22 protein-coding genes and 6 pseudogenes are annotated in these 24,680 nt (G+C 40.9%); 14 read left to right on the top strand and 14 right to left on the bottom strand.

What is annotated here, in order from left to right:
• Window positions 1-422: 422 nt before the first annotated feature.
• From ACQY1X_RS09715 to ACQY1X_RS09730, 4 genes are read left to right on the top strand one after another with little or no spacing between them, the layout of a single operon-like run.
• Window positions 423-1,172 (top strand): class I SAM-dependent methyltransferase, encoded by a 750-nt coding sequence (locus tag ACQY1X_RS09715; RefSeq protein WP_430014476.1) that lies wholly within the window; start codon window positions 423-425, stop codon window positions 1,170-1,172.
• A 6-nt stretch (window positions 1,173-1,178) separates the two neighbouring features.
• Window positions 1,179-2,078: an FkbM family methyltransferase gene (locus ACQY1X_RS09720; protein WP_430014477.1), complete on the top strand. Its 900-nt coding sequence runs from the start codon at window positions 1,179-1,181 to the stop codon at window positions 2,076-2,078.
• Between the two features lie 5 nt (window positions 2,079-2,083).
• Window positions 2,084-3,283: a glycosyltransferase gene (locus ACQY1X_RS09725; RefSeq protein WP_002745573.1), complete on the top strand. Its 1,200-nt coding sequence runs from the start codon at window positions 2,084-2,086 to the stop codon at window positions 3,281-3,283.
• A 19-nt stretch (window positions 3,284-3,302) separates the two neighbouring features.
• Window positions 3,303-4,676: a hypothetical protein gene (locus ACQY1X_RS09730; protein WP_430014478.1), complete on the top strand. Its 1,374-nt coding sequence runs from the start codon at window positions 3,303-3,305 to the stop codon at window positions 4,674-4,676.
• Window positions 4,677-5,213: 537 nt separating this feature from the next.
• On the opposite strand, the gene ACQY1X_RS09735 is transcribed toward ACQY1X_RS09730, so the two are convergent.
• Window positions 5,214-6,071 (bottom strand): IS5-like element ISMae4 family transposase, encoded by an 858-nt coding sequence (locus tag ACQY1X_RS09735; RefSeq protein WP_420065461.1) that lies wholly within the window; start codon window positions 6,069-6,071, stop codon window positions 5,214-5,216.
• A gap of 125 nt (window positions 6,072-6,196) precedes the next feature.
• Here ACQY1X_RS09735 and ACQY1X_RS09740 point away from each other — a divergent pair.
• A pseudogene (locus tag ACQY1X_RS09740) lies at window positions 6,197-6,514 on the top strand (ISNCY family transposase); the annotation flags it as partial.
• Between the two features lie 150 nt (window positions 6,515-6,664).
• Here the strand turns inward: ACQY1X_RS09740 and ACQY1X_RS09745 are convergent.
• A pseudogene (locus tag ACQY1X_RS09745) lies at window positions 6,665-7,066 on the bottom strand (IS110 family transposase); the annotation flags it as partial.
• A gap of 125 nt (window positions 7,067-7,191) precedes the next feature.
• Here ACQY1X_RS09745 and ACQY1X_RS09750 point away from each other — a divergent pair.
• Complete coding sequence (locus ACQY1X_RS09750) at window positions 7,192-8,049, top strand: IS5-like element ISMae4 family transposase (protein WP_430015733.1); 858 nt, start codon at window positions 7,192-7,194, stop codon at window positions 8,047-8,049.
• Window positions 8,050-8,287: 238 nt separating this feature from the next.
• On the opposite strand, the pseudogene ACQY1X_RS09755 reads toward ACQY1X_RS09750, so the two are convergent.
• A pseudogene (locus ACQY1X_RS09755) lies at window positions 8,288-8,821 on the bottom strand (IS110 family transposase); the annotation flags it as partial.
• A protein-coding gene (locus ACQY1X_RS09760) for an IS630 family transposase (protein ID WP_430014479.1) occupies window positions 8,802-9,940 on the bottom strand; the annotation gives its coding sequence in 2 pieces (ribosomal slippage) (window positions 8,802-9,508 and window positions 9,508-9,940; 1,140 coding nt in all). The pseudogene ACQY1X_RS09755 and the gene ACQY1X_RS09760, both read right to left, overlap by 20 nt.
• A gap of 368 nt (window positions 9,941-10,308) precedes the next feature.
• Between ACQY1X_RS09760 and ACQY1X_RS09765 the strand changes: the two genes are divergently transcribed.
• Window positions 10,309-10,596, top strand: coding sequence for a helix-turn-helix domain-containing protein (locus ACQY1X_RS09765; protein ID WP_069473899.1), 288 nt, complete (start codon window positions 10,309-10,311; stop codon window positions 10,594-10,596).
• A gap of 10 nt (window positions 10,597-10,606) precedes the next feature.
• On the opposite strand, the gene ACQY1X_RS09770 is transcribed toward ACQY1X_RS09765, so the two are convergent.
• Together ACQY1X_RS09770 and ACQY1X_RS09775 are read right to left on the bottom strand one after the other, a co-directional pair.
• A complete protein-coding gene (locus ACQY1X_RS09770; RefSeq protein WP_430014663.1) occupies window positions 10,607-11,068 on the bottom strand; it encodes an IS630 family transposase in 462 nt (153 codons plus the stop codon).
• A 221-nt stretch (window positions 11,069-11,289) separates the two neighbouring features.
• A complete protein-coding gene (locus ACQY1X_RS09775) occupies window positions 11,290-12,414 on the bottom strand; it encodes an IS4 family transposase (protein ID WP_256094101.1) in 1,125 nt (374 codons plus the stop codon).
• A 115-nt stretch (window positions 12,415-12,529) separates the two neighbouring features.
• Here ACQY1X_RS09775 and ACQY1X_RS09780 point away from each other — a divergent pair, with 115 nt between their 5' ends.
• A complete protein-coding gene (locus tag ACQY1X_RS09780) occupies window positions 12,530-13,216 on the top strand; it encodes an IS630 family transposase (protein WP_430014480.1) in 687 nt (228 codons plus the stop codon).
• A 223-nt stretch (window positions 13,217-13,439) separates the two neighbouring features.
• Here ACQY1X_RS09780 and ACQY1X_RS09785 read toward each other — a convergent pair.
• A pseudogene (locus ACQY1X_RS09785) lies at window positions 13,440-13,727 on the bottom strand (IS4 family transposase); the annotation flags it as partial.
• Window positions 13,728-13,785: 58 nt separating this feature from the next.
• Between ACQY1X_RS09785 and ACQY1X_RS09790 the strand changes: the two are divergent.
• Window positions 13,786-14,650: pseudogene (locus ACQY1X_RS09790) on the top strand (IS5 family transposase).
• 203 nt (window positions 14,651-14,853) lie between these two features.
• Entirely contained in the window at window positions 14,854-15,099 is a 246-nt protein-coding gene (locus ACQY1X_RS09795) for a hypothetical protein (RefSeq protein ID WP_002767334.1), read from the top strand.
• 71 nt (window positions 15,100-15,170) lie between these two features.
• Here the strand turns inward: ACQY1X_RS09795 and ACQY1X_RS09800 are convergent, their stop codons facing one another.
• The gene (locus ACQY1X_RS09800; protein WP_024970573.1) at window positions 15,171-15,569 is read right to left on the bottom strand and encodes a YidH family protein; all 399 of its coding nucleotides are present in this window, start codon (window positions 15,567-15,569) and stop codon (window positions 15,171-15,173) included.
• A gap of 71 nt (window positions 15,570-15,640) precedes the next feature.
• On the bottom strand, window positions 15,641-16,447 hold the full coding sequence (locus tag ACQY1X_RS09805) for a prohibitin family protein (RefSeq protein ID WP_103113261.1): 807 nt from the start codon (window positions 16,445-16,447) through the stop codon (window positions 15,641-15,643).
• Window positions 16,448-17,088: 641 nt separating this feature from the next.
• On the opposite strand from ACQY1X_RS09805, the gene ACQY1X_RS09810 reads away from it, so the two are divergent.
• From ACQY1X_RS09810 to ACQY1X_RS09825, 4 genes are all read left to right on the top strand, one after another.
• Window positions 17,089-17,421, top strand: a complete 333-nt coding sequence (locus tag ACQY1X_RS09810) for a PLP-dependent transferase (protein ID WP_430015637.1) — start codon at window positions 17,089-17,091, stop codon at window positions 17,419-17,421.
• Between the two features lie 32 nt (window positions 17,422-17,453).
• Window positions 17,454-18,443, top strand: a complete 990-nt coding sequence (locus tag ACQY1X_RS09815; RefSeq protein WP_430015734.1) for an O-acetylhomoserine aminocarboxypropyltransferase/cysteine synthase family protein — start codon at window positions 17,454-17,456, stop codon at window positions 18,441-18,443.
• 15 nt (window positions 18,444-18,458) lie between these two features.
• Window positions 18,459-19,550, top strand: coding sequence for a homoserine O-acetyltransferase MetX (gene metX, locus ACQY1X_RS09820; protein WP_430015638.1), 1,092 nt, complete (start codon window positions 18,459-18,461; stop codon window positions 19,548-19,550).
• Window positions 19,551-19,666: 116 nt separating this feature from the next.
• Complete coding sequence (locus ACQY1X_RS09825) at window positions 19,667-21,202, top strand: hypothetical protein (RefSeq protein WP_430015639.1); 1,536 nt, start codon at window positions 19,667-19,669, stop codon at window positions 21,200-21,202.
• Between the two features lie 34 nt (window positions 21,203-21,236).
• Here the strand turns inward: ACQY1X_RS09825 and ACQY1X_RS09830 are convergent, their stop codons facing one another.
• From ACQY1X_RS09830 to ACQY1X_RS09850, 5 genes and pseudogenes are all read right to left on the bottom strand, one after another.
• On the bottom strand, window positions 21,237-21,449 hold the full coding sequence (locus ACQY1X_RS09830; protein ID WP_002779089.1) for a DUF6887 family protein: 213 nt from the start codon (window positions 21,447-21,449) through the stop codon (window positions 21,237-21,239).
• A complete protein-coding gene (locus ACQY1X_RS09835) occupies window positions 21,446-21,652 on the bottom strand; it encodes a DUF6888 family protein (RefSeq protein WP_373276075.1) in 207 nt (68 codons plus the stop codon). The genes ACQY1X_RS09830 and ACQY1X_RS09835 overlap by 4 nt, the downstream gene beginning before the upstream one ends.
• A 40-nt stretch (window positions 21,653-21,692) precedes the next feature.
• Window positions 21,693-22,400 carry an MBL fold metallo-hydrolase gene (locus ACQY1X_RS09840; protein WP_231859810.1) on the bottom strand — a complete coding sequence of 236 codons (708 nt, stop codon included), beginning with the start codon at window positions 22,398-22,400 and terminating at the stop codon, window positions 21,693-21,695.
• Window positions 22,401-23,363: 963 nt separating this feature from the next.
• Window positions 23,364-23,843 (bottom strand): annotated as a pseudogene (locus ACQY1X_RS09845) (FAD/NAD(P)-binding protein); the annotation flags it as partial.
• Window positions 23,844-24,040: 197 nt separating this feature from the next.
• Window positions 24,041-24,679 (bottom strand): cadmium resistance transporter, encoded by a 639-nt coding sequence (locus ACQY1X_RS09850; protein ID WP_287233240.1) that lies wholly within the window; start codon window positions 24,677-24,679, stop codon window positions 24,041-24,043.
• Window position 24,680: the final 1 nt, after the last annotated feature.

Below are 24,680 nucleotides of genomic sequence, written 5' to 3' on the forward strand. Positions count from 1 at the left end.
TGATATGTTTATCTAAAAAGCTGTTTCTATATTTTCCAAGCAAATATACTCGTATATCTCATTTAAGATTGCTATAGAATATGCCCTGTCGGTAGAATATCTTCTGTGGAACCTTTCATCTGCTACATAATCATTTACGAGCCGAGGTTGTCATTGAACAGTAGGTGTGATACAATAGGATGGAAGTTTGGGAAGGTATTGGGAACAAGGCGGGTTTCAGACACATTATCGCACTGCTGTGACTTTAGCCGCCCAGTTTTATAGGGGGAAGGCTAAAATCTTATTTACTCCCTAACCCTCTAAACAGTAACCACGATTTTTAGAAAAAATTCAAGAATTTTTTTCCTAGAAAGCTTTTGAGTTACTAAAAAGCCCATATATTCCGATAAACATAAACATAGGAACCTTAGAGGATTTAAGTCATGTTCAAAAATATTATTCAGGAGACTTTTAAATACCTGGGATACAAAATAGTTAAAAATAATGCTCCTGTTCTTCACTTTCACTCAAATGCTTATTTAAGGCATAATGCAAGACGACTTGAACATTTGGCCAGCCTTAACATACCTGTAAGAGGTATGTCAGTACTTGAAGTGGGAGCAGGGATAGGTGATCACTCTCATTACTATCTAGACAGAGAGTGCCAAATTACGATAACAGAAACAAGACAAGATAATCTTGATTATCTTGTCTTGCGTTACCCCGGAGTTAATATCTTGAGATTAGATTTGGATTCTCCTCAGCCAATTGAAAATAGTCCATTTGATGTAGTTCATTGCTATGGATTACTCTACCATTTGAAAAATCCTGATTTGGCCTTGGATTTTATAAGTCAATCTTGTCAAAAAATTCTTTTTTTAGAAACTTGTGTTTCTTTTGGTGATAATGAACAGATAAATCCTGTCAAAGAAAGACAAACTAACCCTACTCAGGCTTTTTCTGGTGTGGGATGTCGTCCAACACGACGATGGATATTTTCTCGTTTACAAAATCATTTTGATTATGTCTACATCCCCAGAACACAACCTAATCATGAGGAATTTCCTCTAGACTGGAATCATCCAGAAAAACATCAAGGTTTGAGTCGTTCTATATTTATTGCTTCGAGGACTAAACTTGACAATGAAATGTTGACAGATGAACTTATACAACACCAAGTAAGACATAACTGACATTGCATGAACAACCTAAAATTTTTTTCAAGAAGGGTAACAAGAGCGATCACCCGCAGATTAAGATTAGATCAAAATCTTTTTCGGCAAAATCAGCTTAAATTAGAATCTGCAAAAGCCAAAGGTCAAGAGTTGGTGGATGTAATGCCAGGAATTAATCTGCCAATGGTAATTCACCCAGATATGTACTTTAAAATTGGCTATACTAAATATATATTTGAACCTGAATCACTTGATTTCATCCGCGATCATCTCAAACCTGGACAAACTTTTCTGGATATTGGTGCTAACATTGGCTATTTCTCGCTGTTTTGTTCTAAAATAGTAACTCCAAGCGGTCGTGTTATAGCTTTTGAACCGGGAGACTTTGCCTTCAATCTACTGAAAAAAAATAAGGAGTTGAACAAATTTAATAACCTGGAAATACATCAGGCAGGTTTTGGAGAAAAAGATGAGATTGTAGAATTCAATTCAGGCGCACCAGGAATGGAAGTTTATAACTCATTGGGCAAGATTATTCATCCTTCAGCAGCTCCCGATAAATTTAAGACAATACCAGTTCAACTTTTTCAAGGTTCTACCTGGTTACAAAAGAATAATGTACAGCATATAGATTTAATGAAACTTGATGTGGAAGGCGGAGAATACCTTGTACTCAAGGGAATGCTGGAAATGTTTCAATCCCAAAAAATATCTCGACTTTTAATAGAAATTACCGATGAAATGTCAAAAGCCTTTGGTTATCAACCTTCAGACATTATCTTAATGCTTAGGGATTGTGGCTATAATTGGTTTAAACTGGGTTCTTACGGCCGGCTTGAGCCATTGCTTGAAAATGACATCAGTAAGGTTAGTATAGGCAATCATATGTTCGTGGCCGTATCACAGAAATCTAAGCAGAGTTAAAAGCCTTGAAAACCATCGCCCTAGTTGATACCCTGTGGGGTGGCCACCACCCTACCTACCTGAAGTTTTTCGCCAAGACGCTACTAGAATTGGGACATGAGGTAATTGTCCTTTGTCCCGCACCAGAAGAGATGAACCTGTGGATTGCCAGCCACTGTCCAGAGTTGGCAAATAACTTTCACTGCTTTGAGTTGCATGAACCCTCGCCAAGTCAGTTTTCCAGTCGCCGATTGCAGGCGAGGGGAATGGCTGTAGCCCGCTGGCAACGAGCCGCCCAGAGTATCCAAGAAATTTCCTCAAAGCTAGGCAAAGCCCCCGATATCACCTTTTTTGCCTGGCTTGATACATACTTAAGATTAATTCCCGCTATCACCGACACCATCTTTCCCTATCCTTGGTCAGGGCTTTATTTTCGACCTCGCTACCTACGGATACCACCAAAATTCCAGTGGATGCGCCACGGCATCTTAAATCCCTTATCAGTGCTAAAATCTTCCCACTGTCCAGTAGTTGCCGTGCTAGACGAAGGTATTGCTGAAAAGTTACAGCAGAAGCTTAATAAGCCTGTAGTCGTCTTAACTGATATCACCGATGAATCGCCACCCGATATGAGCTTTGAGATTGCCCAAAAAATTCGTGCTAAAGCTGCTGGCAGGAAGATAGTTGGTTTGTTGGGATCTCTAGACAGGCGGAAAGGAACACTTACGCTTCTGGAAGTTTCTCGGCAAGCAAGCGATCGCTGGTTTTTTGTGTTTGCAGGTAGGCTGGCTGAACCAGTATTTACAGCCGCAGAACTGGCGAAAATTCAGGAGATTGTCAAAGTAAACCCAGACAACTGTTTCTTTTACTTGAATTCGATTCCTGACGGGTCAAGATTTAATGCCGTTGTTCAGGTATGCGATGTCCTGTATGCTGCCTATGAAAATTTTCCTTACAGTAGCAACATCCTGACTAAAGCAGCAATCTTCGAGAAACCTGTAATCGCCAGCAAAAACTACTGTATGGGCGAACGGGTTCAGAAGTTTAATCTTGGCTATGGGATTGAAGGAGGAAGTGTGTCTCAGTGTGTTAGCATCTTAGAAAGATTGCATGAGGAACTCTCCACCGGCAATCTTTCTATCCAGCCAGATTTTGAAGGGTATAGACACCGGCATTCAATCGACCAATTGATCTCTGCTTTTCAGAAAATTTTAGAGTTTGTGTAAAATCTGTATTTTATTAGTAATGAGCATCTTTCAACCGCTGCCAACTCTCACTATTTCCAAGAAAAAAAAATACCTTCAAGCTTCCTTTATCAAGCTTGCCGCAACCTCGATTTTTTATGTCAGTCTATTTTTGCTGACTTTTTCTGATTTTCTCAATGCCCAATTTGACATAGAACAACGCAGCGCAGTCAAGGTAGGTGTATCATCAGGTACAAGCCTTACTTTTGTTATTCTTGTTGGCTCCGCCTTCTTTATTGATAGAGAATTTCGTCGCTTGTTATTGGGCAAAACAGGAATTTTCTATGGGGCTGTTGTTATCTTTTATACTTGGATGGGCTGGCAACTTTTTGGCAATAGTATTGATTGGATACGAATGGATTTATCTGTTTGTTTATGGCTGATAGGTGGCTTGGCAATGTTTCGCATTCTTGCTAATTCCTATCGCCCCAAAATACAACTTACTTCACTCATATCTGTTTCAACTGTATTTATTTACTATTCTATTTTACTGCAAGCTGAGAGAATGAACGCTCTTGCTAATGCGGGGGTGACAGAAAGAATCACAGATTGGAATACATGGGCATATTCCTCTTTACTCTTACCACTGACTGGAATTGCTCTTGGTGTATTATGTCGGCAGGGCTGGTTTTGGACAATCTCAATATTGGGATTAGTTGCGATTCACCTTTATTCTTTGGGATTTATTGGAGCAACGAGATCTGTTACCTTATCTTTACTAACTGTAGTAATTTTCTCTGCTTTTGGTTTATCTTATCCTATATCTAATGGAGCCCTAACTACTAAATCATCTCTAAAACAGCCAAAGCGGTTGATTTATCTATTATTCTTGATCGGTATTTTTCTGGTAGTCGCCGTATTTTTTATTAATTTTGAGCAGTTATTTGCGGATACATTCCAGAATAGTTTAATCTTTGAAAGGCTTTTCAATCCTAGCCAATCTACTAAACTATCTTCTCAATTGCGAATTGAGGAGGCCATCGGAGGGCTTCAAGTTTTGCAAGATGAAATTGAATTTTTATTTGGTAAGGGTTTAGGCGCAACGTTTTTCTCAGTATTGAGCTATGAAATTAACGCTTTCCATATAGGTATTTTGACTTTTTTGCTTAAGGGCGGATTGATCATGTTCGGTTTTGTTGTTTTTATTTTATATGTAAAACTTCCCCTATTATTTATAAAATCCATTGTGAAACCGCACCGATTAGATTATCTCAAACGAACTGCTTTGCTCACCGTCCTACCTGGAGTGTTTGGGTGGGCTGTATTGCTGTTGCTTTCGGGTGGTTACAGTCCTTTTAACTTTTTAGGAGTTGGTTTTGCTTTCGGTACTTACTCGCATATTAGAAAGCATGGTCTGGGCATTTTCTTTGAGTAATTAATAAATCGAGGTAATGATTCGGTAGTAGTGGCGTAGCTCTGTTGCTTACTTGGTATGAATTGTGTAAAATATTTATTAATAAAAATAATTGGAACCCGATCAGTCTTTAAACCTCTAGCTTGATCATGACTTTTCTGATAAATATCTTTTTCTGGCTCCTGTCTGGCTTACTGAAATATCAGTCTAGCACCGAACAAAGTACCCCCCCTAGTTCACCTCCGTTCCCCTGTCCTAATTGTGGTTCTCACCATAGGATCAAGAATGGTTCTATTCATAATGGAAAACCCAAACGTCAATAGAACTCTTGCAAATTAATTATATGTTATAATGATGGGTTAACTAATTTTCCCCAAAAAATTAGTTAATCAGTACATTCGTCCTGAATGAAAACTTGAAGTTTAACTTTTAACTCAAAACTCTTTAGAGCTGCTTTAATTTGGTTATCAAAACCTCTTTATTTAAGCGGCACAAACTATCTCAATTATAAAAATTGAGAATAAATTCTCCTTGACTTGATTAATCTTTAGGCAACTTTTAAGAAGCTGCTATACCTATCCCTAACTCACAGTTATAAATAGCCGCCAACAAGTTAACTCTTAAACTATATCTTCGACGACGATTCCGATATTTACAGGATAAGATTTTAAAGATTTTGAGTTTCCTATTTATATGTTCAATGATAATCCTTTCTTTGGCTAAAGCCTTGTTATACTCTTTTTCTAACTCTGTTAATTTTCTATTTTTCGATTTCTTTTTCGGTGTATAACTATTACTATGGTATGCAGCTATTCCCTGATAACCACTGTCTTCTATGCTGGTAGTTAAAGGATGAAAACGAACTCGACTTTTTTTAAATAAACTAAAATCATGACCTCTACCTTTCCCACAAAAGACACAGATAATTTCCTCGGTATTTTGATCAGCTACTAATTGGGATTTTAAAGTATGATAACCTCTTTTACCCGAAAAAAAATCTTTCTGTTTCTTTTGGGGGCGTTCAATGGGAGTTTCCGTCACATCCATTACCGTTACGACCGGTATCTCTGCTTGATTGAGTAAAGCTTTTTTTCCTTTTAAACGGAAGTTTCCCGATTGTAAAAGCATTTTTTCCGTCTTATTTACAATCCGACATATAGTTGATTCTGATAGTTCCCAGCTTGTACCAATGTGAAAATATGTTCTATATTCTCGCCAATATTCTAACGTTACTAAAACTTGTTCTTCTATAGATAGTTTAGGTTTCGGTCCCCTTTTAGATGGTGAATTAGAGTCGGCTTCAACACTTTTTACTGATTCTACCATCTTTCTATATGTTTGTTTGTACACACCGAAACGGCGTTTGAATTGTTCATCTGATAAGTTTTGATAATCCATAATTTTGCTAATAAACATAGCAAAATTATAGATGATTTCCTGACCTAAGATCACATTTTATTCTTTTTTCCACTTCAATCTAAGAATTGAGAAAAAAGCAAAACCTTATATTATACCATAAAAAAATTATGCAAGAGGTCTAATGTAAAGAATGTGGTCGTCAGTTTGTGATCAATCCCACTAATAAAACCGTCTCTGACGAAACCAAACAATTAATTGATAAACTCTTGCTCGAACGAATTTCCTTACGAGGAATTGCTAGAGTAACAGGGGTAAGTTGGTCATGGTTACAAAATTATGTCAACAATAAACTGGCGGCTGTCCCCCGTCAAATAAAGGTTTCGGACAAACCAAAAGGTAAATTGGTTATAGAATGTGATGAAATGTGGTCTTTTGTTTTTTCTAAGACGATAAAGGTCTATATTTGGCTGGCAATTGATAGAAATACAAGCGACTGTCTTGATTGTCAAGGGGTAACTCAAAAAACAATCAAGGAGTTGCTGTCGAACCTAAAATCTCAAGCCAGAAAAAAGCGCAGCAAAAACTAAGTCGCTCAGGTTAAACCAAAGCAAGCGCAACCCTTGATCAGAGATAACAAAAAGTGTGAATCTCTAGGAACAAGGTGGTAAATTGTCAGCAAGCTGCCAAGGCTGATTTTGGCGAACCATTGCATTAAGAATAACTAAGATTTTCCGCACACAAGCAGTCAGAGCCAGTTTTTTTGATTTACCTCGTCCGACTAGGCGTTCGTAAAAGGTTTTAATCACCGGATTATGACGCATAGCTACCACCGCTCCCATGTAAAGAGTCGCCCGAATCTGAGCGCGACCTCCCTGAATCATTCGCTTACCTTTATGTTGACCACTATCATGATTAATCGGTGCGACACCGACTAAGCGAGAGATTTGTTTGGCGGTTAATTGACCGAGTTCTGGTAAGTCGGAGACGAGAGTAGTAGAAATTACTTGACCAATCCCCGGCACGGTTTTGAGTAAATTGACTTTCTCGAGCCATTAGACCTCTTGCATAATTTTTTTATGGTATAATATAAGGTTTTGCTTTTTTCTCAATTCTTAGATTGAAGTGGAAAAAAGAATAAAATGTGATCTTAGGTCAGGAAATCATCTATAATTTTGCTATGTTTATTAGCAAAATTATGGATTATCAAAACTTATCAGATGAACAATTCAAACGCCGTTTCGGTGTGTACAAACAAACATATAGAAAGATGGTAGAATCAGTAAAAAGTGTTGAAGCCGACTCTAATTCACCATCTAAAAGGAGACCGAAACCTAAACTATCTATAGAAGAACAAGTTTTAGTAACGTTAGAATATTGGCGAGAATATAGAACATATTTTCACATTGGTACAAGCTGGGAACTATCAGAATCAACTATATGTCGGATTGTAAATAAGACGGAAAAAATGCTTTTACAATCGGGAAACTTCCGTTTAAAAGGAAAAAAAGCTTTACTCAATCAAGCAGAGATACCGGTCATAACGGTAATGGATGTAACGGAAACTCCCATTGAACGCCCCCAAAAGAAACAGAAAGATTTTTTTTCGGGTAAAAGAGGTTATCATACTTTAAAATCCCAATTAGTAGCTGATCAAAATACAGAGGAAATTATCTGTGTCTTCTGTGGGAAAGGTAGAGGTCATGATTTTAGTTTATTTAAAAAAAGTCGAGTTCGTTTTCATCCTTTAACTACCAGCATAGAAGACAGTGGTTATCAGGGAATAGCTGCATACCATAGTAATAGTTATACACCGAAAAAGAAATCGAAAAATAGAAAATTAACAGAGTTAGAAAAAGAGTATAACAAGGCTTTAGCCAAAGAAAGGATTATCATTGAACATATAAATAGGAAACTCAAAATCTTTAAAATCTTATCCTGTAAATATCGGAATCGTCGTCGAAGATATAGTTTAAGAGTTAACTTGTTGGCGGCTATTTATAACTGTGAGTTAGGGATAGGTATAGCAGCTTCTTAAAAGTTGCCTAAAGATTAATCAAGTCAAGGAGAATTTATTCTCAATTTTTATAATTGAGATAGTTTGTGCCGCTTAAATAAAGAGGTTTTGATAACCAAATTAAAGCAGCTCTAAAGAGTTTTGAGTTAAAAGTTAAACTTCAAGTTTTCATTCAGGACGAATGTACTGATTAACTAATTTTTTGGGGAAAATTAGTTAACCCATCATTATAACATATAATTAATTTGCAAGAGTTCTATTGTTGGTTAGCTTGGGTCAATTCCTCAATTTCTTGATTGAGTTTTTCGAGGCAGTTATCGAGATACTCAAGATGGGCTTCGATATCGACCAAAGCTTTACCGCGAGCGCGTTCCCGTCGGTTTTTTTCGGCAGTCCGCATCTCGACAAGTTGCCGGCGACGACTAATTAAGTCGCCCAATTGACGAGATTCTTCCGACTCAACCGCTAATATTTGCGGTTGCATTGCTTCGCCAAAATGAGCTAAGATTTGAGCGTCAATGGCATCGGTTTTGGCTAATTTACCAGTGGCTTTAGCAAAGTCTCTTCCTTGACGGGGATTGATTAAGGCTACAGGTAAATCCGCTTCTTGTAATTGAATCACCAGTTCAGTTTCTAAACCTCCTGTCGCTTCCAGAACGATGAGGTTGACAGTGTAGGATTTTAGGGTTTCGACCAGTTTAGATATGTCCTCCTTTGTGTTAGCAACTTTCATCGCTTTACCGAGGGGACGGAGGTAAACATCTAGTAGTCTGTCAAGTTTGAATTGAGGGATAGAGTTTTTTTAATTTAATACGAGCATCAGCAGTAGTAAATCTCCAGTCAACTGAATTTGACTTTTCATTTCGATTTTCTTCCCATGCCTTAATTTCTTGTTTTAAACTATCCATGTCTGGGATACGACGATCGAGACATTGACGATTCAAAACGCTCAACTCAATTTCTGCCATATTTAACCAGCTGCCATGTTTGGGAGTGTAATGAAATTCGAGTTTATCTAAAATTCTCTTGGCCTCTTCTGGTTCAAAGGCTTTATATAATGAGGCTTTTACATGAGTATTTAAGTTGTCTTGAATTACTCTAATTTTCTGGGCATCCGGATAACGCTCATCAACCAAATATTTCATTTGGTGTGCATAATCGCTCGCCGTCCTTTGTTGTGTAACTTCTACATGTCGCCCACCTTGTAATGGTTCAAAAAACATAAACATATTGGCTACACCATTATGCTCATATTGATAGTCATACCTTTCTGGTTCTCTCGGTTCGGCTGGTATTTTCTCTTTTGTTTCTTTGACTAATTGTTTACAAATCTCATCAAAACACAGCCAGGGATTTTGCTGGTCATACTCACTATGATAAATATCCAAGACATCTTCCATGGCACAGACAAACTCCGCTGATTCTTTTGGGGGAATGACCCATGATTGATTCAGCCATGGTTTCAATTCATTTTTTTTAAGGTTTTTCTGATGGTTTCTCGTGATATTTTTTCCACATATTCAAGTTCGACCATTTTATCTGCCAGCATTTGAAGTGTCCATTTTGCTCGTCCCGTTGGTGTTTCACTACAAGCGATGGCAATCAGATATGCTTCCTTTTCCCCATCGATAATTTTGGCACGGCGATGTTCTTGCTTTTTTCGAATTAATGATGATTCAATTCCTGACTCGACAAATCTTTGTCGTACTCTCTCAATGGTGGCTTGAGCAACATTTAAGGCTTCACTAATTTTCGAGTCAGTCCAACCACCTTCCTGTTGATTGACGTCTGCTAAAAGTAGTATTCTGGCATGGTTCATTTTGTAAGCTGCTATTTTTCCTTTCTTGGTTAGCTGCTCGAGTTCAGTTCTTTCGGAGTCTGTTATATCTACAATATATTTTTTCTTCGGCATTTTTTTGTCTGAAGTTGGATAACTTCTTCCAGATTAGCTCTTTTTTTATCCCTCAAAACAAAATTGATGCTCTACTAGGGTCGCTTTACTAATGTCAATGCCTACCCATTGAGAGATATTTTCCATGATTGAACCTGAGAAATTGGCGGGATTAATGGTTATTTTGGAGAGCATCCCCTTGATTTTACTCATCCTTGCCCGATACGGTCTCTTAGCTTAACAATTGATTGTTTTCGCCACGACCCCGGCGACTGTTCGAGTTTTGTCAGGGAGATTATGGTGGTGACCCTTGCTACGAAGCGGTCTTTTCCGACCAAGGTTGGGACGGTCTACCACCTCTCTCAATATACAAGAGTTAAAGGAAAAATATGGCAGGAGTTTATAAGATAGAAATATCTGAAAGTGAAGCAGAACTCAAGGAACTGCTTAGAAAAGAAAAAACTGGTTCAGGAAAAGAAAGAATACAAGTATTGTACTTGTTAAAGACAAAAAAGGCAAAAACGGTGACAGAAGCCGCGGAAATGCTAGGAAGAAATAGAGTCACTGTACAAGATTGGTTAGGAAAATATCGTCAAGGAGGACTCGAAAAATTATTGTCTAAAAAAGTCAGTACAGGAAGACCAAGAAAAGTTCCTCAGTGGGCAGAAAAAACCTAATACCAATTCTCTAAATGCCAACTACAGATAGAGCATCCAGGATATAACCTCGTTCAACAATTGAAACAATTACCTCTTTGTTCATTTCTTCGAGTCGTTGACCAATTAACAAACGTAATTCCTCTAAGTCTCTAGGTAGTTTCCATCTCAATCCTTTTTTTAGATATTGCCAAATCTGTTCAATTGGATTAGATTCTGGGCAATGTGGTGGCTGAAACATGAGAATAATGTTATCAGGTATTTTCAGGTTTTTTGCCTTATGAAACCTGCCATTATCTAACTGTATTATCAAAATACTATCGGCAAAATATTCAGAAACTAATTCTAAAAATATTTGAAAACATTGACTGTTTAAATGAGTGAATTCGTAAAAAAAATGCTCTCCTGTCTTCGGCTCTACCACCCCATAGATATAGGTTGCTTGAAATTGACCCTGCACTTTCCCGTAAGGTTTTACCCCTTTTGCTGTTATTTTTCACCCGCTGATTGTTTTCAGTCCCAGACGAGTTTCATCTTCACATAAAAAGCGAATTTTTCCTGTATTACTCATCATTGTTATCGCCACCCAACTCAGCATTGCCAAATTTTCTAGGAGGTTTTTTTTAAAATCCTCTAACCTTTCTTCTGATTGTTCTAGGCTTTTGGGTCTGGCTATTTTTGGAGACGCTTTTAGCTGAGAGGGGGACAAGCGAGCTAGAAGGTAGATAGGGCAAGCGATATCGCTCTTTGTCCTTTGATGTAATCCTTCAACCGATAGCGGCTAATTTGCATTAGCTCTTCTATATTTTTTTGGAACATTTGATGTAGCTGGAGCCAATGATAGAGATGTTGACCCACATAAAAACTGCTGTGTCTGCGTTGACCTTTATATCTTTTTTCAGGTCTTGTAACATATTTTTGGATTCCCATATCCTTAATTTTTTTACCTTGCAGTGTGGCACTTGTATAGGCGATAGCTATAACAATTATCAGCTTTGATAAGTATTGCGGTGCTAATTGAGAACCTTCTAAGCTATAGCCTCCCGACTTAAAATCTCGGAACATCTCCTCAATATCAAATCTTTTTTGATAGGCAATTATTGCCGTCTCTAAATCCCCAAAATTTGTCAGAATATACCAAGGTTCTTTTGTTTGAAAACCCCCATAGGTTTTTTTCCACTTACCAGCTAAGTTAAACTGGAAAAATCCCTGCTCTTTTGTAATATTGACATCATTCAAAAATAGTTGAGTTCCTGGACTTAAATCTAACTCTCTCATTTCTTGATAAATTCCTTCTTTTGTCTTGACATTTGTACTTTGTTTTTGTCTTAAGCAAAAGTATAAACTCTGCTTATGAAGCCACTTTCCAAGACTGACCGAGCAAAATTCTCTATCTCCTAACACCACTATTTTATGACCTGATAGCACGGTCAATGTTTTTTCTAATACTCGCTGCTGTTCTTCGAGATTACTACTTCCTTTTTTATCTAATATCTCCCAATAGATTGGGATGGCTCTCTTGTCATAAATTAGACTCACCATCAAGATATTTATTGCTCCCCAACTCGTTCGGTCTATGGCAATATATACTAATCCTTTTATTGTGAATCTCTCCTGCTGTTTTAACATCTCTTTTAAGCAGAGAAACCAGATTTTTTCAATATTCAGAATTTCCAGCTTTAAAAATCTTTTTAGTTTTTTTCTCCGACTCTCAAACAGGATTGGTATTGGTAAGGCTTCAGCTAATATCTCTAACTTAGCTTGCTTTAGTATTTGCAAGGTTCCAACTATCATTAACAACAGTAGATATCTGGCTCGTCCCAGTTCATTTTCTAACACTTTCTGGTATAGTTCACTTATCATTTTCGTTATTTAGGTCATATATGGTAAATATGACTTATCTTTTTTTGGAGTCTGTGTCTGTATTTTATGTTACATAAGCTTTTCAGCTTGCTTGTCCCCCTGTCAGTATTATCGGCTAAAAGCGTCTCCAAAAATAGCCAGACCCAAAAGCCTAGAACAATCAGAAGAAAGGTTAGAGGATTTTAAAAAAAACCTCCTAGAAAATTTGGCAATGCTGAGTTGGGTGGCGATAACAATGATGAGTAATACAGAAAAAATTCGCTTTTTATGTGAAGATGAAACTCGTCTGGGACTGAAAACAATCAGCGGGAGAAAAATAACAGCAAAAGGGGTAAAACCTTACGGGAAAGTGCAGGGTCAATTTCAAGCGACCTATATCTATGGGGTGGTAGAGCCGAAGACAGGAGAGCATTTTTTTTACGAATTCACTCATTTAAACAGTCAATGTTTTCAAATATTTTTAGAATTAGTTTCTGAATATTTTGCCGATAGTATTTTGATAATACAGTTAGATAATGGCAGGTTTCATAAGGCAAAAAACTTGAAAATACCTGACAACATTATTCTCATGTTTCAGCCACCACATTGCCCAGAATCTAATCCAATTGAACAGATTTGGCAATATCTAAAAAAAGGATTGAGATGGAAACTACCTAGAGACTTAGAGGAATTACGTTTGTTAATTGGTCAACGACTCGAAGAAATGAACAAAGAGGTAATTGTTTCAATTGTTGAACGAGGTTATATCCTGGATGCTCTATCTGTAGTTGGCATTTAGAGAATTGGTATTAGGTAGTTGACCACCTGAAAATCGGTAAAACCCCACACCCCACACCCTGCCCCCACGAAAAACTTTTTCAGCAAACCCTAAGTAGCTGGTTATAATTAAATTAAAAATGGATTTTAGGTTCGATCCCCCCTGCCCCCTTGATAAGGCTATCCATTAGTCACATCTTTCTTAACATAAAATTTGACAAAAAGAGAAAAGTGTGCAAGATGGCTCAAGGAGGTTCTATGGGGGGACTAATTTGATGAGATAGTTTCCAAGTCTGGCTGATATCATGTAACCTTCGCAGTCCCAACCAAATAGTTTTAACACCAGGTTCACCGTCGCCTTTTCTACCTAAAAACCCCCCAAGAGAAGCAATCATTCTGACCGCTTCTCGAAAGGAGGGCGGCTTTTCAGGGGGCGGACTCTTTTTATGAATAGTGGCACACAAAGATTGCCATTCATGTTCTTCCAAAAAACTTTCACAACTCTCCTCTCCGTGTAAGCGTGCTTGATAAGATCTCTTGCATAAGTCTAGACAAAATAGGATAAAATAGTCCAAGAGTTAAGATTGAAAGATGACTTACGAACAAGTAAAAACTTTAAAGCTAACAGAGTTCAAACGCTTGTGTGGCGTGTATCCAGATACATTTAAGGATATGGTAACAGTCCTAAAGGCAGAAAAAGTTTGGCAAAAAAAGACAGGTAGACCTAGCAAATTGAGTACGGAAGACCAACTACTAATAACACTAGAATATTGGCGAGAATATCGCACCTATTTTCATCTGGGAAATAGTTGGGGTATTAACGAAGCAACGGCGTATATAATTGTTAGGAAAGTAGAGAATATTCTCATCAAATCAGGTCTGTTTAATCTACCGAAAAAAAAGCCCTCTTAGAAAGTAATAGTGAAATAGAAGTAATAGTGGTGGATGTGTCAGAACAGGAGATAGAAAGACCCAAAAAAAACAGAAATCATGCTATAGTGGCAAGCAGGGATACCACACATTAAAGTCGCAAGTCGTTGCCGATCTCGCGCAGCGAGCGCGTTGCGACCAAAAAAGCGAGCAGGTAATCTGTGTCCGTTGTGAGAAAGGAAGAGTCCATGATTTTCGACTGTGGAAAGAGAGCAAAATAAGGTTAAATAAGAAAATAGAAATATTAGGGGATAAAGGCTATCAAGGAATTCAGAAGCTCCATCAAAACAGTCAAATTCCTCATAAAAAAAAGAAAAAAGAAAAACTAAGTAAAGAGCAAAAAAAAGCCAATCGTCAGTTATCACAACGGCGTATAGTTATAGAACATATTCATCGTCGTCTCAAAATATTTCGGATACTTTCATCAAGATACAGAAATCGCAGACGGCGATTTGGTCTGAGATTGAATTTGATTGCTGGTATCTACAATTACGAACTTCGTTACCGACAAAAGGATATATCTTGATTACTTTTGCAAGAGATCTACTTAGGGTGCGGAATGTGGGTTCTAAGCGTGTTGTGGTGAAATGGGTCTGGCAGCAAGGGATTTTCTCAATTTTTTAGGAGCGTGTCAATCGTTATACTCCGGGAGGATGGGCAACTGTGACATAATTTGGGACTAGGTACGGTAAGAGTCGCTAGTGAACCCCGTTAGCCTTGGAGACTTCCATGCTAGACACCATTTCCACCCTATCCCCAAAACTAACAGCGATCGAAACCACGGGAAATCCTCTCCCGAAAGTTGCTACTTGTTCCTCTACCTGTCGTTACTGTCGGTTTTATAAGTTTCAGGGGAGAGGAAATGGCTATTGTCAACGCTTGGGAGTCCCTGTTCACAGTCATTGGCGTGCCTGTCCTTTGATTTGTCCACCTTTCGCCCCTTCCTGGGAAAGGTCGGAAAATGGGCAATTTTAAGTAGTTATCTGGATTTTACCACCTGTATCGAGCAATTTTTTCCCCATCCCGCTCCCTGCGAGGATGGGGTTTTAATCGAAAACGATGCTTTCTACCCCACCGCTATCGGGACTGGTGGCGACAAAATAGAGAATTCCTGACCCGAGACCAGAGATCGCTATACTAAAGCAAATAATCCAGACTTGAGCAGGTTCGTAGCTATTACTATCGATCGCCCGCCGGATGAGAAAATATCGGCGCGTGGCGATGACAACGGTTAATAATCCCACCATAGCGAAGACAAAACCCAACAACCAACCTAGTCCTAGAGATGACAAAGATGCTGTCCGTAAACGCAAAATGACCAGACCAAAACCCATCAAAGCGATCGAGGCACGCATCCAAGACAGATAGGTGCGTTCGTTGGCCGAATGATCTCGCCAGTAATCGGGGTTAAATTTCTGCTTTGTCTTTCGGGATTTAAACAGCATAGAGGAGTTCCTCGCAGTGAAATTCAATAAAATCAAGTATTCTTTTTTCTGGTTTTAATAAATTGTTTTTATCATCTAGTTTTTCGCTTATCTTTAACCAATTCAAGGGACTTAAGCAGATTATCATCCATAAATAGGGGAAGTTTACCGTCCCATCTTTCGATCGCTTTGTTCTGTAAAACTTCTGGACTTAAGGAATCTTGGAGAATGCGATGAGCTTCCGCCTCTCCTTTAGCCAGATTGATTTTCACTTCCGATTCTTTCAGAGCTTTCAGCACCATAAAACCGGCTTTTTTGGCTTCCTGTTCGGCAATTTGTTTGGCTTCCACCGCATCGGTAAAGCGATCGGAAAAGTTGACATGAACCAAAGAAATATCATCGACACCGATATGATAATTTTTCAGTCTTTCGCTCAAACGAATATCTACTTCCCCTTTCACCTCCTCCCGTTTAGTAATTAATTCTTCGGCGGTATATTTAGCCATAACTGCCTTAAGAATTTCCTCCACTGCTGGATCGATCACTCGTTCGATGACAGCCGCTTCATCGCCAATTTGTTGAAAAATAGTATTAACTTCTGATGCTAAAATATGCCAATTCAGGGCTACATCGGTAAATACTTCCTGTAGGTCTTTGGAGGAAGCTTCGGCCGCTATCTGTTGTTTTTGGATTCTCACACTTAGTTTTTTTACCGTGTTAACAACGGGAATAATCCCGTGAATACCCTCATTAAGTATTTTCTCCTGTACTTGACCAAAAACCATTAAAACCCCTCTTTCTCCCGCATTGACAATCACGAAAGGATTAAAAATAATCGCCAAAATTAATAACAAAAAAAAGAGATTACTTGGTCTAGCTAAAAGGCGAATTTTGAGCATCTTAATTGAGAATAGAGATAGTTTATAGGATAGGTTTAAAAATAAATAAAAGGGCTGATTTTATCTTCATAATTAGTGATATTTTTATCTAGAAGAATTTCAGCAACTAGAAAATGAAGATTTAGTCTCGTTATTTTTTTCCCTTCTGGCTGGCAAAATATAGGTAATACTGTCTATAGCAATTCCCATAGTTGTGAGGTACAGAGTCTTAGGTTTTGAGTAGTCAGGAGTTAAGATTTTGGTGTACCTCATGAGATTGGGAAACGCTATATTTATAGTTATCCTAGTCGCCGATTAAATGTTTTAGCAATCATAAATTTAAACGAGCATCTCGTTAGGTTTAGTCAGAAATTTGGTCAAAAAGGCATTTATTTATCCAAGAAAGGAATCGGGGTTATCCAGAAGCAATTATAACAAAATTTCCTTTGGTCTAAATGGTACATTCTCATTCCACCAGTCTAGCTGGTACTTTCTTGTGTAGCAATTACCCTAACACAATCCAGTTTCGGTATAAAAGATATTTTGTATAAAGGATATCTCAATAAATTGACTCGCAGAAGATGGCTATGATAGGAAAATACAGTAAGCAGATAAGCCCACTGTACCCATTCCATCCCCTAAGGAGGTAATTTAATCACCCCTTGTCCTCGATCGCACAAATCGAGGAATTTCCCCTTTATTTTCCTCCCCGATCGCCTATGTCTGACCGTTACCGTTTCGAGACGCTGCAAGTACACGCCGGCCAAGAACCTGCCCCCGGAACTAAGGCCCGCGCCGTTCCCATCTATCAAACCACCTCCTACGTTTTCAACGATGCCGACCACGGGGCCCGACTGTTTGCCCTAGAAGAGTTCGGTAACATCTACACCAGGATCATGAACCCGACCACCGATGTCTTCGAGAAGCGGATCGCCGCTTTAGAAGGGGGTGCGGCGGCCCTGGCCACCTCTAGCGGTCAGGCGGCGCAATATTAGCGATCGCTAATATTGCCGGTGCGGGGGATAATATCGTTTCCACTAGCTACCTCTACGGCGGAACCTATAATCAGTTCAAAGTCTCCCTACCACGTTTAGGAATAAATGTCAAGTTCGTCGATGGCGATGAGGCCGAGGCTTTTCGAGCGGCGATCGATGATCGCACTAAAGCCTTATACGTCGAGACGATCGGCAATCCCCGATTTAATATTCCCGATTTTGCCGCCCTGGCCCATATCGCCCACGAGAACGGCATTCCCCTGATCGTCGATAATACCTTCGGTTGCGGCGGCTATCTCTGTCGCCCGATCGAACAGGGGGCCGATATCGTGGTGCAATCGGCCACCAAATGGATCGGCGGTCACGGCACTTCCATCGGCGGAGTAATCGTCGATTCGGGGAAATTCGACTGGGGAAACGGCAAATTTCCCCAGTTTACCGAACCCGCGCCGGGTTATCACGGGTTGAATTTCTACGAGGTGTTCGGACCGTCCGGCCCTTTGGGCAATATCGCCTTTATTATCCGGGCCCGGGTGGAGGGATTGCGGGACTTCGGACCAGCCTTGAGTCCGTTTAACGCATTTTTACTGCTACAGGGATTGGAAACCCTCTCCCTACGGGTCGATCGTCATGTATCCAACGCCTTGTCCCTGGCGAACTGGCTCAAAGAACAGCCACAGGTGCAATGGGTGGACTATCCCGGATTACCGGAACATCCTTACCACGAACGGGCGAAGAAGTACCTAAAACACGGCTTCGGCGGGGTTTTAGCCTTCGGGATTCGGGGCGGTTTCGAGGCCGGGCGGAATTTTATCAACCGGGTGAAACTGGCCAGTCATCTCGCCAATGTGGGCGACGCAAAAACCCTGGTTATCCATCCCGCCTCCACGACTCACCAGCAGTTAAACGAGGAAGAACAGCGATCGGCGGGAGTAACGCCCGAATTAATCCGCGTTTCCGTGGGTTTGGAACATATTGACGATATTATCGAGGATTTCCAGCAAACTTTCCAGAGTTTATAACCCACCACCCCGCCCATGGATCGCCTAGACTTGATCTCCCCGGAAACCCGTTTCTATTCCCCACTGCATCCTTTTGTTCTCGAATCGGGGGCGGTTCTCGAAAGGGTGCGGATCGCCTATCGAACCTGGGGAATTTTGAATAACAAGCGGGATAACGGGGTTATTGTCTGTCATGCCTTCACGGGATCGGCCGACGTAGAAGCTTGGTGGGAACCTTTGTTAGGAACCGGAAGCGTTCTCGATCCGACCCGGGATTTTATTGTCTGTAGCAATATTCTCGGCAGTTGCTACGGGACAACCGGCACCACTTCGATCGATCCCCGTACCGGTAAACCCTACGGTCCGACTTTCCCGGAGATCACCATTCGGGATCTGGTTCACCTGCAAGGGGTGTTGATGGATGCGTTGGGGATCGAGTCTTTGCGGTTGGTGATCGGGGGTTCCTTGGGAGGGATGCAGGTTTTGGAATGGGCGCTACTGTACCCAGAGAGGACGCGATCGATCGCTGTGATTGCGGCTTCGGGACGACATTCGGCCTGGTGTATCGCACTAGGAGAGGCTCAAAGGGGAGCGATCTACGCTGATCCAGATTGGCAAGGGGGAAATTATGCGATCAATCGCCCTCCGGCCCGGGGTTTATCGGCAGCTCGGATGATGGCGATGACTACCTACCGATCGCACTCCAGTTTTGAGGAACGTTTCGGCCGCGAGTACGGGGAGGGGGGAGAGTTCACGATCGCCCGCTATTTAGAATATCAGGGGAAAAAGTTAGTCGAACGTTTTGATGCCAATGCTTATATCACCTTAAGTAGGGCGATGGATCGTCATGATGTCACCCGGACGGGAAGGAGTTACGAATCGGTTTTACAGTCGATTCAACAACCGACGGCGATCGTGGCGATCGATTCGGATCTTCTTTATCCTCCCGTAGAACAAGAGGAATTGGCGAAATATATCCCCAATTCTGAATTATTTTGGTTGCGATCGCCGCACGGTCACGATGCGTTTTTAATGGATGGCGATATGGATGCGTTGAATGATCTTCTCGTCACTTTCGGGAATGGGTGGGAAATGGGAAATGGTCGCGGGTTGGGGATGGTGGGGTAGAGAGCGATCGGCGTTGCTGCGCTGGAGGCGATCGGGATGTTTGAGAGGAAATCTTGTTAAAATTAGAGAAAGGAAGTTTGCTTTAATCGTTCGTATTAACTCCCCGAACTCGTTCAATGGAATTTAAAAGTATCAAAGAGCTTCGTGAATATCTCCGTCGTTATAACTCTAACTCGTTTGTAGAAGTTGGTACAAGTGTATGTTGGCAAGAATGGCAAAATGGGGGACCTCGAATATCGCGTCTAGGACGGGTAAAAAAAAATTCCAGACGAAATTATGCTTTACGCTTGATCTTGCTTGCGAGTGCAGGAAATCCTTACCGTAATCAAGCGATTACTTTTCAAGAATTTGAAAGTCTCATTGATGTCTTGTCCAATTTTGCTAATCATACCATTTCAGATAAAACCCTCCTAGATACGGAAGCAGAATATATCTTTAATGATTTACATACTTGGGAGCGAGAGAATTACAAAACTGTTCGTAACTGGAAATTGCTTCTAAGTGATATTTTCACCAAAGAACTAATAGGCAAAAATGGAGGCCATCTTTTCTTACAGCGTCAGGCACTTTTTCAAAATTCTGGATTTTGGACCCCCCTTGCTCTTGTACAACTTGCTCGTGTACAACGAACTATGAAGGTTTTTGAAATTCTAAATTCTATAGACTTAAATACTATAAATTTTTTTGAATCCTCCACTAAATTAAATCATGAATTTTATTTTGTTCAGTTTATGTCTAGCATCGGATGTTTTTTGAAAACGAGATTTCGAGGTGTACTAGATTTTAAAAAAAGTATAGATTTTGATGACGAACTGAAATCTAAAGGTTATACCGAAGAAAATCTAAGGATTTTTGTTCGTTTAAATAGTCGAGTTTTTAGTTCGAGTGATCGTGACTCATTCCGTAATATAGTTACAGAAAGGTTAAATAATACAAGTGAAGTATATCATCCTTTCTTTTATAATTCTTTTCTCGATTATCCTTTTATTGATCTGGGTCAAGATAAATATTGTTTGCCAGACGCGTGTTCATTAATGGAATCTTCTTGGAATATAACATGCAAGCATCTTCCATCTAATAAGATTTTGGATCAAGCTTTTGAACAATATCTCGCTAACGTTTTATTACCTATAATCGCACCTAACTGTTTTGAAAAGATTAGAGAGGTTGAAAATCCACAAAGCTCTGACGACAAAAGGGCTGATTTTCTAATTACTCTACCTAATGTTTATATTATTATTGAATGCAAAAATTCTTTAATGTCTTCCGATACAAGCGTATGTTTTAATCCCAAAGGATTGGCGAGTTTGTGGGGAAGAATTCATGGTGCTACAGAACAAATATCATCAACTATTAAAGCTCTTAAACTAAAAGATAAACCTGTGATCCCACTAATTCTTACATTTTATGATGCACTACTAGCATCTAATGTCTTTGAATCGATAGTTAAATCTACAGATTATTGCGATCATTTGAATCTTTCTATGCCTCCTATTGTTCGATCTTTACATGAGTTCGAGGATCGGATATATGATAGAAGCCTAGAAAATTGGGCGGAATCAATGTTACCTAAACAAAGTGATTCTTCAATTAAGCCTGATAATCAAGGACATAATTATAGACATTTAAAGGACATAATTATAGACATTTAAAGGACTTTTATTAATAGGCTTTTATGCTTTGAATTTATATTTTCTGTTGTTTATTGCGACGATTTTTGGTCACGAGATCGGGAAAATGACTTAAATCCTCGATCGAATGCGGTGCGGGATAAATTTCTCCCGGTTCGGCCGTCACCCGATCGAGATAAATTTGAAAGGCCCTCTCGTCCTCTCTATGTTCGAGAATATAACTCCGTAGTTCCTCGCGACTCATCGATTCAAACTCGCGTTTTATCATACATACCTCCAATCGCCATTTTTAAAAATAATAATTTCTTGCTCTTCCCCAGCGAGAAAAAAGATATTTCCCGTTCTTTCGTCAATCGGAACAATATTAACGGGCAAATACATCTTCGTTGCCCAATAACTTAAAATAAAACAGGTTAGCTGTTGCGCGGCAGTAGGAATGGGCTTGTACTCCTCCAGTGTTTCGTTATCCAGTGTAGCGCAGGACCGACGGGGCGATCAATCGCTTGCCCGTTTATATCTGATAATCCATGACGAAAACCACCTTACCACCCCGTGCGTTGGCACTTAAGGCCGCGGTCATCTTCTTGGGGTAGGGTAGATTGAGATTATTCATTAACTGAATAAAATCCTGACGATTGCGGCCGGCGAAACGGGGATTCCAGCGCTTTTCCTCACCGATCGAGGAGACCGTTCTTCCCAGATAATCGTGACAGGGGTAAACTAGCGTATCGTCGGGGAGGGTGAATAACTTCTCCGTTACCGTCTTGTATAGCACTTCCGGCGAACCGTTCTGAAAATCGGTACGACCGCAACCGCGAATTAAGAGTGCATCCCCCGTTAATAGGCGTTTTTCATCGATGAGATAGGCTATATGACTATCGGTGTGGCCCGGAGTGGCGATCGCTTTTAGCTGCTGACCTGCCACGGTCCAGAGGTCGCCATCGCGCACATAACCATCGATATCGCTCACTTCCGCGTTTTCGGGAACGAGGATCGAACAGTTGGTTAACTCGCGTAAGCGGTGCGCTCCGGTGATATGGTCGGCGTGGACATGGGTTTCCATCGTGTAGCCTAGAGTTAACCCCAACTGCCAAAGAATCTGCCGATCGCGATCGACCTGTTCGAGGACCGGATCGATTAAAATCGCCTCCCCCGTACCCGAATCAGCGATCAGATAGGTGTAGGTACTCGATTCCCTATCGAAAAGCTGGCGGAAAATCGGCGCTGCCGGCTGGAATGCGATCGAGTAGGCCGTGGGGAGAGAAATTCTCTCTTTCAGCGATCGCAACAAATCCCAGGCCAGTTCGGCCGCCTGTAAACGCAGTTCGGGAATGGCGGTGGTTTCCCAGAGATCGCCTTTGCGGGGATTTCCCAAAGTGTAGAGGGTTGGCGATGCCGTACCGTCCGGCCTGAGAATCGCCCCGTTGTCCGCAGTTTCGATACCACAATTCAAAGGATGGGGACGGATTAACCCCCGTTGGCGAAGATGAACGACGAGGGGATCGGTTATGGTCCTGTAATCGTTACTCGCGCCGGTACAGTTAATGATTCGATCGACGGTTAGGTTTAAGAGGTTTCCCGTTCCCCGTTGACGGATAGTAACCTCTACACAGCCGTTTTTATCCTCGGCAGTTTCAATTCTTCCCCCATGATAGGTTAATTGTCCCGATTCTACAGCCTCATCGAGGATACTGGCGATCTCGTCGGCGAGGCGATGGCGAAGAACCTCCCAATAGGCTTTCAGGTGGCGTAGAAATCTGGCGCGTTCCCCTATCGGCAGACAATGCCATAGACCTTGAGATATCGGACGTAAGGCGTTTAAAACGGCCCGCCAGTCGTGACCTTGACTCTCGGCGGTTTTTACCTCGGCGCGAATTCGCCCTAGGAGTCCCCGGGTGGTCTGGGGCGCGGTTTCGAGGGTGAGGAACGGGGGATAGGGATCGGTGGGTCGGTGCGATCGAGGGATCAGGCCATGACGGGAAACTGCGTGGATTTTGCCCGTGAATCCCCTTTGTGCCAGGGAAACCACCATATCCACCATCGTTAACCCCGTACCGACGAGCAGCACCGTCCCGTCAGGTTTTAGATCGGCGAGTGTGTCCGTCTCCCAAGCGTCGCGGAGATAGGGGGAATTGAGAGACGCGAGGGGTTGGGGAACCGTTGCGGGAAAATTGCCCAGCGCTAGAACTACTTTAGCGGCGCTGATTTTCTTGCCTCCTTTGAGGGTAATCGTTGCCTTTTCCCCGTCGAGTGCCAGATCGATCGCCGCATCGGTAAACGTTTCCAGACGGTGATCGGCAATGGCGTTGTCCCGCGCTTCTTCTAGGATCGATCGGATGTATTTGCCGTACACTAGACGCGGGACGAAGCTGGCCGGATCGATCGATCGATAGCCGTTATCTGCTAACCAGTGGAGGAAATGTTCGGGATCGTCCTCGAAGGCGCTCATTTTGCCCGCAGGAATATTGAGCAGGTGGCCGCTGTCTCGCGTTCCGTAGGCGATCCCCGTACCGAGGGGTTTTCGGCGCTCGATCAGGGCGATCGATAATGGAGTCCCCGTGTCGCGTAACAGGTTCGCCGTCACCAGGGAGCCACTAAATCCTCCCCCGATAATGGCGATGTCGAAAGTTGCAGAAAATTGATTCCGGTCAATGTAGCTCATAGATAAATATCGGGGAGGGAATTAGGGGTATGGTAAGGGTTAAAGAGTTAGTATTACTTGGTCTAAGTAAGTAGTTATAATTAAATTGAAGATAGATTTTGCCTCTGATCCCCCCTGCCCCCCTTGATAAGGGGGGTGTCTGACAACTTTTAACACCTACCTACTTAGCTGAAAGATAATTTTTTAGGCATTCTTGGTTAATAGGTTAAAAATAAACGATAGAATTGGCTGTCAACTAATATATAAATCCCTAGAAAAATATAGATAAAAGGACTAATTTTATGTCCGTAGTTTGTAACCACTTTAGCTATCCTGGGATGGGTAATCAAAAAATAGGCTAGGGCGCACCAAATCCCCATCATGAGATAAAAAATTATCATGATAATTAAGACGTGCATCGGGGAATTATTGGCAAAAAGAGAGGTATAGATACCAATATTATCACCGCCATTAGCCACGGTCACGGCAGCAACGTAATAGGTTTGGGAGGGAAAACGAGGAAAAAAGGAGCGATTTTTAGAATAATTAACATCTTCTCTTACTTCTTGAATATAATCCTCATTTTCCCTTGACAAAAGTTGTTTAATGCCGATAATTAGAGGGATAAATCCTAATAGACCAATCCATTCTTTAGAAACCAGTAACCCAAATAGTAAACCGAGGGAACTAGCTAGGAGAATCAGGGTAAAACCGAGGTATTGACCAATAATCAGGTGTCGAGGTCGAAAATTAGCATTAAGTCGCGAGAAAAACAACATTAGCACCATCAGATCATCGAGATTTGTGGCCACAAAACTCGTCACGCTAGTAATTAAAAGGGCTACTAACCAATTCATA

Source organism: Microcystis protocystis FBCC-A270 (genome assembly GCF_050500235.1).
GTDB lineage: Bacteria > Cyanobacteriota > Cyanobacteriia > Cyanobacteriales > Microcystaceae > Microcystis > Microcystis ichthyoblabe_A.

Bases quoted from the DNA above. Each gene is read 5' to 3' on its own strand.
- ACQY1X_RS09715 (WP_430014476.1), top strand. From the start codon at position 423: ATGTTCAAAAATATTATTCAGGAGACTTTTAAATACCTGGGATACAAA.
- ACQY1X_RS09720 (WP_430014477.1), top strand. From the start codon at position 1,179: ATGAACAACCTAAAATTTTTTTCAAGAAGGGTAACAAGAGCGATCACC.
- ACQY1X_RS09730 (WP_430014478.1), top strand. From the start codon at position 3,303: ATGAGCATCTTTCAACCGCTGCCAACTCTCACTATTTCCAAGAAAAAA.
- ACQY1X_RS09735 (WP_420065461.1), bottom strand. From the start codon at position 6,071: ATGTTTATTAGCAAAATTATGGATTATCAAAACTTATCAGATGAACAA.
- ACQY1X_RS09750 (WP_430015733.1), top strand. From the start codon at position 7,192: ATGTTTATTAGCAAAATTATGGATTATCAAAACTTATCAGATGAACAA.
- ACQY1X_RS09765 (WP_069473899.1), top strand. From the start codon at position 10,309: ATGGCAGGAGTTTATAAGATAGAAATATCTGAAAGTGAAGCAGAACTC.
- ACQY1X_RS09795 (WP_002767334.1), top strand. From the start codon at position 14,854: ATGCTAGACACCATTTCCACCCTATCCCCAAAACTAACAGCGATCGAA.
- ACQY1X_RS09800 (WP_024970573.1), bottom strand. From the start codon at position 15,569: ATGCTGTTTAAATCCCGAAAGACAAAGCAGAAATTTAACCCCGATTAC.
- ACQY1X_RS09805 (WP_103113261.1), bottom strand. From the start codon at position 16,447: ATGCTCAAAATTCGCCTTTTAGCTAGACCAAGTAATCTCTTTTTTTTG.
- metX (WP_430015638.1), top strand. From the start codon at position 18,459: ATGGATCGCCTAGACTTGATCTCCCCGGAAACCCGTTTCTATTCCCCA.
- ACQY1X_RS09825 (WP_430015639.1), top strand. From the start codon at position 19,667: ATGGAATTTAAAAGTATCAAAGAGCTTCGTGAATATCTCCGTCGTTAT.
- ACQY1X_RS09830 (WP_002779089.1), bottom strand. From the start codon at position 21,449: ATGATAAAACGCGAGTTTGAATCGATGAGTCGCGAGGAACTACGGAGT.
- ACQY1X_RS09850 (WP_287233240.1), bottom strand. From the start codon at position 24,679: ATGAATTGGTTAGTAGCCCTTTTAATTACTAGCGTGACGAGTTTTGTG.